This is a genomic window from Cobetia sp. PDI-23MA (assembly GCF_059507735.1).
The window spans coordinates 1,104,959-1,120,499 of the sequence record NZ_CM183352.1 but is presented as its reverse complement, the minus strand read 5'-3'; the positions used below and the strand labels follow the sequence as shown (position 1 = coordinate 1,120,499).

The following is a 15,541-nucleotide window of genomic DNA, read 5'->3' as shown; positions in this document are numbered from 1 at the left end:
CTGCCCACTGAGGCGCAGAAATTGCCGGTCTGTTCAGCGCTGGCGGGATGGCGGCAGACTTGACCCATCACGCCGAGGCGTCAGATCACAGCGTCTTGAGGGCCGTGATCATGTCGCCGACCACCTTCTGACCATCGCCATACACCATGCGCGTGTGGTCAAGATAGAAGAGGTGATTCTCGACACCGGAGAAGCCGGAGCCCTGACCGCGCTTGATCACCAGCACGTTGCGGGACTGGTCGGCATTGAGGATCGGCATGCCGTACAGCGGGCTTGAGGCGTCGTTCTTGGCGACCGGATTGACCACGTCATTGGCGCCGATGACCAGCGTGACGTCGGTGGTCTCGAAGTCGTTGTTGATCTCGTCCAGGTCCGCGATCATATCGTAGGGCACGCCGGCTTCCGCCAGCAGCACATTCATGTGGCCCGGCATGCGACCGGCGACCGGGTGGATCGCGAAGCGCACTTCGACGCCACGCTCACCCAGCAGCTCGACCATCTCCCAGACCTTGTGCTGCGCCTGTGCCACCGCCATGCCGTACCCCGGCACGATGATGACGCGCTCGGCGAAGGCCAGCTGCACGGCGGCGTCCATCGGATCGGAAGCCTTCATGCTGCCCTCGATCTCGCCCTGCTCGACACCGGAGGCGCCGCCGAATTGCTTGAACAGCACGTTGCGGAGCGGACGATTCATGGCCTTGGCCATCAGCTGGGTCAGCAGCGTACCGGCCGCCCCGACGACAGTACCGGCGATGATCATCGCGGCATTGCCGAGCACGAAGCCTTCCATTGCCACCGCAAGGCCGGTCAGCGCATTGAACAGCGAGATGATCACCGGCATGTCGGCGCCACCGATGGGCAGTGCCAGCATCGCGCCGAACAGCAACGCGAGCGCGAAGAACACCAGCACCAGCGAGCCGGACGGTTCCACCGCCGCGATCACGACACCCAGGTAGACCGTTAGGCCCAGCACGATCATGTTGATCAGCTGCTGACTCGGGAAGTTGAACGCCTTCTTGAGGCGCCCATCCAGCTTGGCCCAGGCCACGATGGAACCGGAGAAGGCCACCGCACCGATCATCGCCCCGAGTACACCCAGCCACAGCGCCAGCGAGCCGTGCTGCTCGATCAGTGCCGGATTGTCGCTCATGCGCATCAGCTCGACCGCGGCGATCGCCGCTGCCGCACCACCGCCCATGCCGTTGTAGATGGCGATCATCTGCGGCATGTCGGTCATCTCGACCTTGTTGCCGGAGTACCAGGCGATGCCGCCACCGATGACGATGGCCAGCAGCATCAGGCCATAACGGCCATCAATCTGCGGATGCAGGAAGGTCAGCAGCGTGGCCACGACCATCGCGATACCGGCCCAATGGATGCCGCTGCGTGCCGTGGAAGGATGTGACATGCGCTTGAGGCCGAGGATGAATACCACCGCCGCCGCGAAATACCCTGTTTCGACCAGCCAGTTCATCAGCGAGCCTCCTTGTCGTTGATGCCATTGGCAGCGTCTGTGCCCTTGCTGCGATCACTGGTCTTGAACATTTCCAGCATGCGCTCGGTGACCACATAACCGCCGACCGCGTTGCCGGCGCCCAGCAGCACGGCGATGAAGCCGATGAACTGCTGCATGCCGGTCTCGGCCTGACCGAGGGCGATCATCGCCCCGACCAGCACGATGCCGTGGATGAAGTTGGAACCGGACATCAGGGGCGTGTGCAGAATCACCGGCACGCGCGAGATGACCTCGTAGCCGACGAAGGCCGCCAGCATCAGGATGTATACGGCAGAAAGTCCTTCGATCATGCGGCGTCCTCCGCGCGAGCGCGTACGTCATCGTGGGTGATGCGGCCGCCATCGGTCAGACGCATCGGGCCGAGCACCGCATCCTCGAAGTCCAGCGTCAGTTCGCCATCCTTCATGAAGGGGGTCAGCAGGTTGAAAAGGTTCTTGGCGTACATCTCGCTGGCATTGACCGCCAGGCTCGAGGCCATGTCCAGCGGGCCGAGTATCGTCACGCCGGCGTGCTCGACACGCTTGCCGGGCTCGGTCAGTTCGCAGTTGCCACCGCCTTCGGCGGCGAGATCGACCAGCACGGCGCCGGGCTTCATGCCCTCGACCATCTCGCGGCTGATGATGCGCGGCGACGGGCGCCCCGGAATCGCGGCGGTGGAGATCACCACATGCGCGTCGCCCATGTGACGTGCCAGTGCCTCGGCCTGCTGGGCGCGCTCGTCATCGGTCAGCTCGCGGGCGTAGCCGCCCTCGCCGGAGGCATCGACGCCGGTATCGATCATCTTGGCGCCCAGCGATTCGACCTGCTCACGCGCTGCAGCGCGAATGTCATAGGCCCACACCTGGGCGCCGAGACGCTTGGCAGTCGCGATGGCCTGCAGACCCGCGACGCCGGCACCGACCACCACGACACGCGCCGGACGCACGGTACCGGCGGCAGTCGTCAGCATCGGGAAGAACACCGAGGACTCGTTGGCCGCCAGCAGCGCGGCGTGATAGCCCGCGACACCCGCCTGCGAGGACAGGGCGTCCATGCTCTGGGCCCGCGAGATACGCGGCACGAATTCCATGCACAGGCTGGTCAGCCCCTGACTGGCAAGCTTGCTGATCAGCTGCGGATTCTGGTATGGCGTCATCAATGCCACCACCACCGCGCCCTCACGCAACTCGCTGATCTGTGACTCGCTGGGCGTGCGCACGCACAGCACGAGATCCGCCGCGGCACGCGCCGCTGCGATATCGGCCTCGGCGACGACCGCCACCCCGGCCTGGGCGGCGTAGGCCGCATCATCGAAGTGCGCATGACGTCCGGCACCGCTCTCCACGTGCACGATGGCGTCGCTGGTGTCACTGACGCTGCTGTCCAGGTGACGTGCGAGCTTGCCGGCCGTCACCGGGTCCAGCGCGACGCGGCACTCCCCGCGCGCCAGTGTGCTGCTCACGCCCTCGTCGGGTGTCACCAGGTCCGGTGCACGCATCTCGCGCACGACTAGAATATTCAGCATCGCGCACCTCGTTTCACGTCCGTGTTCATGCCTGAGGCTGCCAGCCTTGAAAGGTTCATGGCGTCGTTCCTGTTGAGCGCTGATTCGCACCATCCTGCCTGCCGGAGGCGCTTTCAGCGACGTTATTGCCTGTCACAGGTGAGACTTGCCTGAACCGCAAGCCGTGACTCACGCATGGCCAGAAGGCCTGACATCACCCGCGACACGATGAGTGTCCAGCATCAGTCTTTTCTTGTCGGTGCATCAGGGTCAAGCGCTGCAGTGCAAAAAAAGCAATAAAATCAAGCATAAAGCTATCGTTATGACAGCCATAACAGCCGCCTTATGCTGACAGGCGCCTTGCGACACTACCAAGTGACTGATTTGCAATGAGTTTACAAAAGGCACCTCACCAAGAATAGCTCAGCTTTGTGTTATGCATCGCATAATCTCGAGCTTATGGCTGCGACAGCACCTGCCATGAAAAATGGGACACCGCCGCGGCAGCATCCCATTTTCGTGACGATGACTTGAGTGTCAGCGCGTGTTTCCTGCATTGCACAAAGCGGATGTTAGTCCTTGGCTTGCGCTGTCAGCGAAGCAGTTCAGGCCCCCTCAATGAGAGCGGCTCTGACAGAGCCGCTCAGGACGAGCAACTCATGCAGATCGGCGCTGCATTTGCCGCCGGTGGCCGTGTCCAGTCATCGACGAGTTCGGCATCGACGCCCTGCGCCTGCCCCAGCTCCTGCGCCGCCTCCAGACTGCCCTCCTCGGGGCGGAAGAAGGGTGCCGTCAGACGCTGACGCAAGGCCTTGAGTGTAGCGTCATCGCCCTGCTCGACCCGTGCGATCACCTCCAGCAGCAGATGCGTGCGCGGCACATAGAGCGGATTGCAGCCGAGCATGGCCAGACGACGCTGGCGCTCATTCTCGGCAGAGAGCCCGATGGCCATGACGCGCGCCTGATAGCGCTCAAGCCACGCCGAGGCTTCATCGCGCGCCCGGGCCGAATTGCCATGCGGCCCACGCTCGCCGGCCAGGCGCACGACCAGCGTTTCCGGCGCGGGCTGCGTGACATCCCAATGACTGAGAAGGCGGTAGGCATGGGTGTGGTCGACCTTGCCGGCCGCCAGCAGCTCGCGCCACTGCTGCACCAGCGTCATATCCTCATCACGCGCATCCGGCAACCCGAGACGCGCGCGCATCAGGCGGGCATATTCATGCTGCAACTCGCCCTCGTAGACACCCAGCGCAGTGGAGAGTGCGTCCACGTCGATCAGCGGCGACAGCGCGACGCCCAGACGCTCCAGATTCCATAGCCCGATCCCCGGCTGCTGGGCGAAGCCATAGCGCCCGGCCTGATCGGTATGATTCGGCACCAGATTCTCTTCATAGCCATCGAGGAAGGCGTAGGGCCCGTAATCGAAGGTCAGCCCCAGCAGCGACATGTTGTCGGTGTTCATCACCGCATGCACGAAGCCGTAGGCCTGCCAGGCCGCGATCAGTTTCGCGGTGCGAGTGATCACTGTCTCGAACATGGCCAGCGCGGCGGCGATGCGTGTCGCTTCATCCAGCGGCTCGCGCCCGATGTCGCCCATGTCGGAAGGCTCTTCCGACATCTCGGGCAGGCACTCGGGGAAGTGCTCCCGCAGGGCGTGATCGATCAGCGTCTTGAGGTCTTCATGCCGGCCGGAGTGGGCCAGCCACTCGAAGTGCCCGAAGCGCAGGTGGCTCTCGCAGACGCGCAACACGGTAGCGCCGGGCTCGACGGTCTCGCGCTGGACCCGCTCGCCATTCACCGCCAGTGCCAGCGCGCGGCTGGTGGGAATGCCCAGCGCCGCCATGTACTCGCTGGCCAGATACTCGCGCACGCTGGAGCGCACCACCGCCTGACCATCGCCGAAGCGCGAGTAAGGCGTACGACCGGCGCCCTTGAGATGCAGATCGAAGGTCTTGCCGTGTTCGATCTCAAGTTCGCCGAGCAGAATGCCTCGCCCGTCGCCGAGCTGCGGATTGTAGTGACCGAACTGATGACCGGTGTATTTCTGGGCCAATGCGTCCATGCCTGGTAACAACTGCTCACCGGCCATCAAGAGTCGCAGCTGCTCGAGCGCCTCCTCGCTGGAGGCGTCGGAGGCCAAGGGCGCCTCCAGCCCCAGCAGACGAGCGCAGTCAGGACTCACATCGGCAAGGCGCGTGCCTTGTCGCGGCTCTGGGGCGACACGCGTGAAGAAGTGCTCAGGCAGGCGGGCATAACGGTTGTTGAAGCGCAGCGCCGTCAGGTCATGCACGTGCGCGGCGTGCGTAGGGGAAAACTCACTCATCAAGAGGCTCCGTCGGGCCACCGGGGGTCGGCGACCCGCTGGGGGAAGAAGTGGACGCGGCGGCATCACTCGGGGTCAACAGGCTGCGCAGACCGCCGGAGGGCCGCCCGGGTGGCAGCTTGCTGGCCATCTCATACAGCTTGCGCGCCGTCGTATCGGTGCGCGCCTGACGTTTGAGCGCCTGCAGGGCATCGTCGGAGTCCCGGGCATGGCCCAGGTGCTGATCATGGTCCAGGTGCTGAGCATGGCTGACAGGGTCGCCCGAGGCTTGCGCCTGCTCGCGCGTGCCAGCCGCGGGCGACACCGCAGCAGGCGTGCTCTCAAGCGAGGTCTCATGACGGCGCAGCAGCAGGCGCTTGCGCGGTGTCAGTGCCAACTCCGACAGGCGCGCCTTGCCCCACCACGGGTGCGGCGCCTGCACGCCATGCGTGGACTCGCTCAGCCAGGCCTGCGGCAGTGCCTCGAGCAGAGGGAAGCGCTCACTCTCGCCCTGCGCCTGCCACCAGTGGCTCAGGCGCTCATTGAGTACCAGCAGCTGGCGTGCCCGCGTGGCGGCGGTGTAGCTGAGATTGGTGACCAGCACCTGATTGGGCAATTGCTGGCGCTCGCTTGGCAATGCCAGATCATCGGCCAGCACCACGCAATCAAATTCGAGACCCTTGGCGCGGAACACCGTCCCCAGCATGACTGTGGGTAGCTCGACCGACTGTCCCCGCGAGTGAGCACTGACGATGGCGGCCTGCAGGTCACCATCGTGCTTGCGCAACTCCCCGATCCATTGATCGAGTGGCGCCTGGGCATACCAGGAGGCCAACTCATGCAGACTGCGCGCCTGATGATCCTCGAGACGCGCCAGAGCCCCCAGTACCTGCGCCGGAGTCTGTCCGAGCCGCGTCAGGGAGGGGGGCAGCAGTCGCCAGCACTCACGCTGACTGGCCCTGTCGCCCTGCTCGGCCAGCTGATGTGCGCGCCAGAGTCGCCAATGATCCAGCAGCCCCGCCAGCGGATAGCCCTCGATGCCATCCAGCCAGGCCACCGCAATGCCGCGCTGGTGCAGTGCCAGCGCCTCCCTCAACGCCGCCACCGGGCCGGCACTGATCACCGCGTGGCGCCTGCCGGAGTGCAGCAATGCTTCACGCACTGCGGGCAGCGCCAGACGGGTCGCCGGACCGAGGCCGCTCATGGCCTGTTCACGCGCGGTGGGCGAACAGGCCGCCAACCGCGTGCCCAGCGCCGCCAATGCCGGCCCGAAGCGCCAGGCGCCGGGCAGTGAGTAGACGGTGGCATCGGCCAGCAGCGGCGAATCCAGCGAACTCATGCCTTCCACCTGGCGCGACAGGCTCTGATGCGGGTCGCCGATCAGCAGCAGGTCGCAGCGCTGGCGACGCAACATGGCCAGCAACGCTGGCGTGGCGTCCTGCGCCTCATCCAGCATCACCAGGTCGGCCTCCAGCGACTGGCCATGCTGCGACCACAGCTTGAGCAAGGCGTTGAACGACAGGCTCTGCTGGTGATCGGCGGGGTCCAGCAGGCACTCCCACACCAGTCGCATGCTCTCGACCAGCTGGCGCAGCTCATTGGCGCTCAGCCGTTGTGCCACGCCGTCGGGCAGGTGCTCAGGCATCGGCACCGCGTCGCTCTCGGCGAAGAAGGTGTTCAGGCCCTGGGCGATCAGGCTGCGGGACTGGCTGGAAAGACTGCCCAGCCAGCTGAGACTCTGCGGCGCCAGACGGCGCGTGATGTCGGGCTGGCGCTTGAGCTTGTCGCCGTACTCCTCCATCAAGGCCTGGCGCGCCAGCTGATGCAGCGACAGCGACTGGACATTGGCGGGCAGCTGACTGGCGGTCCGCCCCGCCACCGCCGGGTTGAGCGAGGTATAGATGAGGGTCTCGTCGGCGTAGGTACGCGCCAGCTCGACCATCAGCACGGTCTTGCCACTGCCGGCACAGGCACGCACCACCACGCAATCGCTGTGCTCGGCGCTGTTGGCCGGCGTGCGATCGCGCAGGCGCGAGGGAAAGGGATGGGCGAGAATTCGCCGTTGATCATTGCTCAGATGCATGGCGGCATGATCCCCCCTGTCAGCGCGGGGAGCAAGACCTTCGCTACGCGATCATGACTAGGACAGGGCGCCATTGGCCGCGAGGCGTTCACGCACGGTACGCATCAGGCCACGATTCCAGCGCAACAGTTCATAGAGCGTGGTGAAGTAGGCGTTGCCCCGCGTCGAGTAGGCACTCAGCGTCGGGATGAGGTCTTCGGCGCGCACCGGCTGGCCCGCGTTGCGCAGACGCCCGCGCAGCTCACGTAGCTCGGCGTAGCTGCGCTGGGAGTTGAGATTGTCGAAATAGGCGGCGATACCCGCCTCCAGGCTCTCGAAGCGCCGATATTCACGCCCCAGCGGCCCGATACCGCAGCCGCGCGAGAAACAGCGCATGCCGAACAGATTGTTGGCCTCACGGGCATGACCCGACGTCCCCCAGCCCGACTCCTCGATGGCCTGCACCAGCACCATGTCCAGCGGCAGGGTATCGATGCGCAGCAGCAGGCGCGTCCAGCTGACGCCGATGTCTTCGCGCGTGACATCACAGGGCAGATTGACCTGATCACACAGGCCGTTGAGGCGCTCCTGCTCACGCTCGCTGTAGTCACGCCCTCCGTCACCGGCGCGCTTGCGCATCGCCAGCAACCAGTCGCGCTGCTCGGCGATGCGCTGATTCTCGGCCACCACCAGCGGAATCATCAGCTCGAAGAAGGCGACCTTGCGCTGGTTGCCCGCGGGATAGGGTCGCAGGTCCGGCATCTGATGGGTCTTGTCACGGGCCAGCAGCTCATCATCCAGCCGCGCCGCCTGCGCCATCGAGCCCAGCCCCATCACCAGCAGCAAGGCAGCGATGATCAGGCGAGCAGGGCTCAGATGAACAGGGCTCAGACGTACAGAGCCCAGACGGACAGAGCCCAGGCGCCACGAGCGCCGCGGCCAGGCCCACGTCCACGCGGGCAGGCGTGGCAGGCCACGCACTCCGCCAGTCAGCCAACCCGCAGAGAAAGGTAGGTAAGTCATGTGCTGCGCTCATCGAGAGGGATGCAGTAGCAAGACGCGAGATACCATCAGCGTATCTCATGAGGCTGCATGAAACCCTAAAAACGCGTACGCGAGAAGATGGCGCGGTCGGCCAAGCGAGGAAAGACACGGCAAGCCCTGTCGTCCGTCACCGACAGACCGCCAGACGGTGCCCGCCTTTTCGCGCTACTGACGCGGCGCGCTCTCTGAGCTCCCTCCCCCTTTTCCTTTTCCTCTTCCTACCTTGCCGCCTTGCCGCCTTCCTGCCCTTCACGCTCTGCACCTCGCACTGGACGCTATCGCTGACGACACACCCAACGCAAAACGCCCCCGCAGCACAGGCTGCGAGGGCGTCGTGGCGGACATGCCTGATCAAGCCAGTGACTCGATCGTTCCGCCGTCTCAGGCGCTGAGCATGCTGTTCAGGCGGCGCACGTAGGCGGCCGGATCTTCCAGCGCACCGCCTTCGGCGATGATGGCCTGATCGAGCAGCACGTGTGCCAGGTCGGTGAAGTAATCGCCTTCACCGCCTTCCAGACGCGTGACCAGAGCATGCTCCGGGTTCAGCTCGAGAATCGGCTTCACTTCCGGCAGCGGCTGGCCAGCGGCTTCCATCATCTTGCGCATCTGGTAGCCCATCTCGTGCTCCGGCAGCACCACGCAGGCCGGGGAATCGGTCAGACGGTGCGTGATGCGCACTTCCTGAACGTTCTCGGCCAGCGCTTCCTTGACGCGCTTGACCAGATCTTCCTTGGCCTTGGCGGTCTCTTCCTGGGCCTTCTTCTCTTCTTCGTTCTCGACATCGCCGAGATCGAGATCGCCCTTGGCGACATCCGCGAAGGACTTGCCGTCGAACTCGGTGAGGTGGCTCATCAGCCACTCGTCGATGCGGTCGGTCAGCAGCAGGACTTCGATACCCTTCTTGCGGAAGATCTCGAGGTGCGGGCTGGACTTGGCGGCATTGAAGCTGTCGGCGACCAGGTAGTAGATCTTGCTCTGGCCTTCCTTCATGCGCTCGACGTACTGGGCCAGTGACTGGTCCTGGGTCGCGCTGTCGGTCTCGGTGGTGGAGAAGCGCAGCAGCTCGGCGATCTTCTCACGGTTGGCGAAGTCTTCCGCCGGGCCTTCCTTGAGCACGGAGCCGAACTGGTTCCAGAAGGTCTGGTACTGCTCGGGGTCCTTGGCCAGCTTCTTGAGCATGTCCAGGCCACGCTTGGTCAGCGCGGACTTGAGCTTGTCGACCTGCGGGTCCTGCTGCAGCAGTTCACGCGAGACGTTCAGCGACAGGTCATTGGTGTCCAGCACGCCCTTGATGAAGCGCAGGTACAGCGGCAGGAACTGCTCGGCGTCGTCCATGATGAAGACGCGCTGCACGTAGAGTTTCAGGCCACGCGCGGCATCGCGCTGGTAGAGATCGAACGGCGCACGGCCCGGCACGAACAGCAGGCTGGTGTACTCGAGCTTGCCCTCGACCTTGTTGTGGCTCCAGCTGAGCGGGTCCGAGAAGTCATGCGAGACGTGCTTGTAGAAGTTCTTGTACTCCTCGTCACTGACCTCGGACTTGGAGCGCACCCACAGCGCAGTGGCGGAGTTGGCGGTTTCCCAGTGGACCTGCTCGTTGCCTTCCTCGTCCTTCTCGACGCGCTTCATGCGTACCGGCAGTTCGATATGATCGGAGTACTTGGTGACCAGGCTGCGCAGGCGATAATCGTCGGCAAACTCGACGGCATCGTCCTTGAGGTGCAGCACGATCTCGGTACCGCGCTCGGCACGCTCGATGTCGGCGACGCTGAACTCGCCCTCGCCACGGGACTTCCACTCGACGCCCTGATCAGCGCCCAGGTCGGCGCGACGGGTGCGCACGGTGATCTCGTCGGCGACGATGAAGCCGGAGTAGAAGCCGACCCCGAACTGACCGATCAGACGCGAATCCTTCTGCTGGTCGCCAGACAGGTTCTTCATGAACTCGGCAGTGCCGGAGCGTGCGATGGTACCCAGATTGGCGACCACATCGTCACGGCTCATGCCGATGCCGTTGTCACGCAGGGTGATGGTCTTCGCCTCGGCATCGTGCTCGATCTCGATGCGCAGTTCGCTGTCGTTGCCGTAGAGGGCGTCGTTGTCCAGCGCCTGGTAACGCAGCTTGTCGCAGGCATCCGCCGCGTTGGAGACCAGCTCGCGCAGGAAGATCTCGCGGTTGGAATACAGCGAGTGGATCATGAGGTGAAGCAGCTGCTTCACTTCTGTCTGGAAGCCATGCGTTTCGGTGTGAGTGGCGGTCGTCATCGAAAAGGACCTCTATGTCGTGGATGCCTGAAAAGAAGATTCGCGGTGGCCAGAGCGCCCCCGCAACAATGGAACCGGCTCGCCGACGCCTGCCTTTCTTGGGCGGCAGATCGAAGGAAGCGCTCGTGGACCAGATATGGGGCAAGGGTGAGGGATTTCAAGGCACTAGCGACAGATGATTGCGCCATACGCGCCAGGCGTGTGCCATAGAAACACCCAAGCGGCTCCCTGGGGTAGCAATGAAAGGAGACAACGGAGGGAGCCAACGAAGCGCTGGCATTCAGGGAGGTGCTCTCAGGTGTGATGCCTGCAGAGCAGATATCGCCTGTCCATCATGGGGAGGCGAGTGACTCCAGCACGAAGTGCATGCGCGCGCTGGCGACCGGTTGCTCACGGGATTTCTGCCAGGCACTGACGCGCACATTGGTCATGCGCCGACCTTCACGCATCACTTCACAGTCGATGCGCGTCACCTGATCGCCGCGCGCCGTAGCCAGATAGTCGATGGAGAAATCGATCAGCTTGGGCAGGCGCGCTTCACGACCACCGCGCCCATGCCGCCTGAGCACCTCAAGCGTCGCGGCGGTTTCCATCGCCGCGGCCAGCACGCCGCCATGCACCGCCGGCAGCATCGGGTTGCCGACATTGTCGGGCATTGCCGCCATGGAATAGCTCAGCGCCTGCTCAGGATGCAGCTCGACATCACTGGCCGCGCCCGCCTGCTGCCCGTCAATGGCACACAGCCCAAGCCCGATCGCCTGCGCGTAGGGCAGACTCGCCAGCAGCGCCGCCAGGTCGGCGTGAGTGCGCTGCCCTTCGACGAAACGTCGCGCACTGAGCAGGCCGCGCGGGTCCTGGGCATTGTGCGGCGCCTGCGGCTCGGTTTTCTCGCCTGCTGGCTGTGCAGCCTGTGCTGACTGCCCCAGTGGTTCCGACTCGACCGTGGAAGGGTTCGCGGGGGCTTGAGCATTGGCCGCCGCCAGCAGCGCCTCGGCAAAGCCGCTGGGGGTATTGCGCTCGCCGAGCCTGACGAAGTTGCCGATCGCGCGACACAGGATCTTGCCCGGCTGCTGCCAGATCTGCGCCTCGGTAAACACCATCGATTCCGTGACCCGCAGCACACGCGCCTCGCCCACCAACGCCAGGCCCTCGACGCCGGGTCGGTAGTGATCGAGGCGCAGATCCAGCGTCGGGCAGACTTCCGGTGCCGACAGCCCCGTGAGCACGGCACTGCCGCACAGCGTATCGGCGAACATGGTCAGCACACCGCCATGCACCAGCCTGCGGTGTGGATCGCCGATCAAGGCCGGTTGCCACGGCAGCTGCATGCGAATGGCCGGCGCGGCGACCTCCTCGACCCTGACGTTCAAGCGCGCCGTGTGCGGAATGAAGCTCAGGAATCCGGTCAGCGCCCGCGTCCAGCTGGCGTCATCCAATACGCCACCCGCAGCCGGCACGTCAGCGGGATTGACGGCCAGCCCCAGCAGGCTCTGCGGCACTGCATGCATCACATCCACAGCGGCATCGCCATCAGCGCCAGCGAGACCAGATAGCCGACGCCCCACAGCAGTGATCGCAGCAAGGCGATATTGGCCAGGTAGCAGCCCCAATAGCCCAGACGCACCAGCACGAAGACCACCGCCAGCGTGGTCGCGATGGGGGCGCCCGGTGCAGCGATGAGGCTGACCAGCACCCCGGCGGCAAACAGCGGAAAGGCTTCGATGGTGTTCTGGTGCGCGGCGAGCGCGCGGGCCCCGAAGCCCGTCAGCTCACGCTGCTGTGCGCGCGGATCGTGGTTGTCGTAGCGACCGGTTCGCTGTTGCGCCCAGGCGACCGGAGCCTTGGTCAGCACCAGCATCAGTGCCGCAAACAGCAGGCAGGCATAGATCAGCATGCAGAATTTCCTTGAAAGGCGTTGTTCAGGGCGTTGCCATAGCGGCGCGCCTTACCTTGATAAAACGACGCACCGCCTGGGATAAAACGGCACACCGACCTGTAATGAACGGCAGACCCGACACTGACGGCACGCCATTCAAACTGGTGTTTGATAGCGTATCACGAGCATGGCAGGGTCGCCGCGTCCCTGCCATGCGGCCAATGGCCAGTACCTATATCCAGGCTGGCAGATGAATGGCATTTCCACGCTGGACGCCCTCAGGGAGCCGGCGGATCGGAGGGATCAGGTTCGGGAATCTCGCCACGCCACAGGCGATAGTCGACCAGCGCATCATCGAGCTTGCCGAGCAACCAGGTCACGATCACCAGATCATCGAGGATCCCCAGCCCCACCAGCAGATCCGGGATCAGATCCAGCGGCGAGACCAGGTAGATGAAGGCGCCAGCCGCCAACCCCAGCGCCTTCCACGGCACCGGGCGATAACGACCGCTCACCACGTCGCGCAGCAAGGGCCCCATGGTGCGCAAGGCGGCGCCTGCCTTGCCCAGCACATGTCGGCGGCCAAACAATCGCGTCAACCATAATGCCTTGCCCATAGTGGACTCCTCACGGGTAGCACAAATTTCATTCACTGAGCTTTTCATCTTCGCGGCAGCACAGCCGCGATATCACTCTCGGATAATTCACTATCAGTATCAGATGGTGCTGTTATTCAGCGCCGACCACTGCCACGATAGCCACTATCGTTACTGAATCGGCAACCCCTGATAGCCAATATCGGGGCACTTGTTCAACATCGGGGCACTGAACCGCCACCACAAGGTCGCAGCCAGTCCACGCCCCCTTTACCGACAGTCGCAGGAGTCCCAGGTGACACCAGGCAAGCAAACACTCCGACCCCGTGGCAGCCGTCGCTTCGCGGCGCTGCGGCACCTCACCGGCCTAGGCCTGCTGTTGGGACTGAGCCTGCCCCTGCAGGCCGCCACTCCCAGTGACCAGAGCTTCCGCGCCGCCTTCGATGATGCGCGCGCCAAGCGCTTTGACGAGATTCAGCAGGCCGCCGTCAATGGCCACGTGCTGGAAGGCTACATCGAGTATCACCAGCTCAAGGCCCGCCTGCCGTACGCCACCGCCGCGGAAGTGCTGTCCTTCATCGAGCGTCATGCAGACTCGCCGTTGGCCGAGTGGATGCGAGGCCAGGCGATCTCCGCCTACGGGCGTACCGGCCGTCATGATGCCCTGCTGGAAGTCAGCGATGGCGTGCCGGCCGGCGCGCAGCGCCAGTGCTATTACTACATGGCGCAGCTGGGCAATGATGTCGCGAGCGCATCGCAAGGCGGCCTGAAGCTCTGGCATGTCTCCAGCTCGCAGGACTCGGCCTGTGACCCGCTGTTCTCGGCGTTGCGCGAGCGTGGCGTGATCGATGATCAAGCCATCTGGGAGCGCACCATGCTCGCCTGGGCTGCCGGCCAGGGTGGCATGGTCAGCTATCTCGAGCGCCAACTGCCCAGCAGCTGGCAGCGGGCCATCGCGGCACGCGAGCAGCTGGAGGGCAACTTTGCCGCCATCACGCGCCTGCCGACCAACCTCGGCCACGGCGGCCATGCCTTCGCCGCCTTGAGTGTCGCCGCCATGCATGGCTTCGTGCGTGCCGACACCGAGGCCGCGCTGGAAGCCTGGCGCAAGGTGAATCCGCACATGCCGATGAGTGATGAACAGCGCCACACCGTCGAACGCGACCTGGCCTGGTATTCATTGGTGCGCGACATCCCCAACAACCGCGGCTGGGTCGATCAGCGCCTGACCATCCTCGATGACGAGGAGCTGTTCGATCTGCGCATGCGCAACGCGGTGCGTGCTGGCGACTGGCCGCAGGTGCGTGAATGGGTGTTGAAGATGCCGGACCGCTTCCGCAACGAAGCCCGCTACCAGTATTGGCTGGGGCGTGCCGATAACAGCCTGGGTCGCCCGCAGGAAGCACGCGCCGCCTGGACGCGCGCCGCGACTGAGCGCAACTTCTACGGCTTCCTGGCCGCCGACCGTATCGGCCAGGCCTACTCGCTCAATCGTGATGACCAGGACTTCTCCGACGCGGAACTGGCCGAGGTCGCCGAGACGCCGGCCGTCAAGCGCGTCAGAGCACTGATGAACATCGACGAGATCGGTCTGGCTCGCTCCGAGTGGTTCAACGCCGTCACCCAGGCGGATGACGCCGGGGCTCGCCGTCTTGCAGCCTACGCGCTCCAGCAGCAGTGGTATGACCTGACCGTCTTCGCCACCATCCGTGGCCAGCTGTGGGATGGCCTTTCCTGGCGCTTCCCGCCGGCCTGGCAGCAGGACTTCCAGCGCTTCGGTGCCGATGCCGGCGTCGACCCGTGGATGCTGATGGCACTCGCGCGTCGCGAGAGCGCCTTCAACCCCACCGCCACCTCGCCGGTGGGTGCACGTGGCCTGATGCAGCTGATGCCGGGCACCGCCGCTCAGGTCAGTCGCGGCCTGGGACTGCCCACGCCCAGCAACGCGGCGCTGGGGGACCCGGTCACCAATATCCGCCTTGGCAGCACCTACATCCGCGAGATGCTGGACCGCTACTCCGGCAACCGCCTGGCCGCCGCCGCGGCCTACAACGCCGGGCCGGGACGCGTCGATCGTTGGCTCGCCGACACCCCGGGCGAATACGACCGCTTCGTCGAGCGTATCCCCTTCAAGGAGACCCGCGAATACGTCAAGGCCGTGCTGGCCTACCGCGTAATCTTCGAAAGCCTGGCCAAGGGCACCAGCGAGGGCGTCAAGGTGGTCAGCGACCGCGAAGTCAGCCAGCGTTACACCACCGCCCTGGTGGATCGCCGCTGAGCCGAACCGCAGCATCCCGCAACGAAAACGCCAGCCCTATGGGGCTGGCGTTTTCGTTTTCATGGCATCAGGGCCCATAGCATCAGAGCCCATGGCGACAGAGCTCATCGCGCCCTTCA

At 64.7% G+C, this 15,541-nt stretch carries 11 protein-coding genes; 1 reads left to right on the top strand and 10 read right to left on the bottom strand.

Annotated elements, in window-relative coordinates:
• Nucleotides 1-85: 85 nt before the first annotated feature.
• The 10 genes from AC5WNJ_RS04820 to AC5WNJ_RS04775 form a co-directional block, all read right to left on the bottom strand.
• A complete protein-coding gene (locus tag AC5WNJ_RS04820) occupies nucleotides 86-1,474 on the bottom strand; it encodes an NAD(P)(+) transhydrogenase (Re/Si-specific) subunit beta (protein ID WP_495930524.1) in 1,389 nt (462 codons plus the stop codon).
• Nucleotides 1,474-1,806, bottom strand: a complete 333-nt coding sequence (locus AC5WNJ_RS04815) for an NAD(P) transhydrogenase subunit alpha part 2 (RefSeq protein ID WP_043335532.1) — start codon at nucleotides 1,804-1,806, stop codon at nucleotides 1,474-1,476. The genes AC5WNJ_RS04820 and AC5WNJ_RS04815 overlap by 1 nt, the downstream gene beginning before the upstream one ends.
• Nucleotides 1,803-3,020: an NAD(P) transhydrogenase subunit alpha gene (locus AC5WNJ_RS04810; RefSeq protein WP_495930523.1), complete on the bottom strand. Its 1,218-nt coding sequence runs from the start codon at nucleotides 3,018-3,020 to the stop codon at nucleotides 1,803-1,805. Before AC5WNJ_RS04810 ends, AC5WNJ_RS04815 begins: the two co-directional genes overlap by 4 nt.
• A 622-nt stretch (nucleotides 3,021-3,642) precedes the next feature.
• Nucleotides 3,643-5,322 carry a protein adenylyltransferase SelO gene (locus AC5WNJ_RS04805; RefSeq protein WP_495930522.1) on the bottom strand — a complete coding sequence of 560 codons (1,680 nt, stop codon included), beginning with the start codon at nucleotides 5,320-5,322 and terminating at the stop codon, nucleotides 3,643-3,645.
• Complete coding sequence (locus AC5WNJ_RS04800; protein WP_176676499.1) at nucleotides 5,315-7,384, bottom strand: ATP-dependent helicase; 2,070 nt, start codon at nucleotides 7,382-7,384, stop codon at nucleotides 5,315-5,317. Before AC5WNJ_RS04800 ends, AC5WNJ_RS04805 begins: the two co-directional genes overlap by 8 nt.
• Before the next feature lie 57 nt (nucleotides 7,385-7,441).
• On the bottom strand, nucleotides 7,442-8,386 hold the full coding sequence (locus AC5WNJ_RS04795; RefSeq protein WP_495930521.1) for a glucosaminidase domain-containing protein: 945 nt from the start codon (nucleotides 8,384-8,386) through the stop codon (nucleotides 7,442-7,444).
• Nucleotides 8,387-8,788: 402 nt separating this feature from the next.
• Nucleotides 8,789-10,672: a molecular chaperone HtpG gene (gene htpG, locus AC5WNJ_RS04790; RefSeq protein WP_495930520.1), complete on the bottom strand. Its 1,884-nt coding sequence runs from the start codon at nucleotides 10,670-10,672 to the stop codon at nucleotides 8,789-8,791.
• Between the two features lie 332 nt (nucleotides 10,673-11,004).
• On the bottom strand, nucleotides 11,005-12,180 hold the full coding sequence (locus AC5WNJ_RS04785; protein WP_495930519.1) for a hotdog domain-containing protein: 1,176 nt from the start codon (nucleotides 12,178-12,180) through the stop codon (nucleotides 11,005-11,007).
• Nucleotides 12,180-12,566 carry an MAPEG family protein gene (locus AC5WNJ_RS04780; protein WP_176676496.1) on the bottom strand — a complete coding sequence of 129 codons (387 nt, stop codon included), beginning with the start codon at nucleotides 12,564-12,566 and terminating at the stop codon, nucleotides 12,180-12,182. Before AC5WNJ_RS04780 ends, AC5WNJ_RS04785 begins: the two co-directional genes overlap by 1 nt.
• A gap of 260 nt (nucleotides 12,567-12,826) precedes the next feature.
• Nucleotides 12,827-13,165, bottom strand: coding sequence for a YkvA family protein (locus AC5WNJ_RS04775; RefSeq protein WP_176676495.1), 339 nt, complete (start codon nucleotides 13,163-13,165; stop codon nucleotides 12,827-12,829).
• Nucleotides 13,166-13,439: 274 nt separating this feature from the next.
• Between AC5WNJ_RS04775 and AC5WNJ_RS04770 the strand changes: the two genes are divergently transcribed.
• A complete protein-coding gene (locus AC5WNJ_RS04770) occupies nucleotides 13,440-15,422 on the top strand; it encodes a transglycosylase SLT domain-containing protein (protein WP_495930518.1) in 1,983 nt (660 codons plus the stop codon).
• Nucleotides 15,423-15,541: the final 119 nt, after the last annotated feature.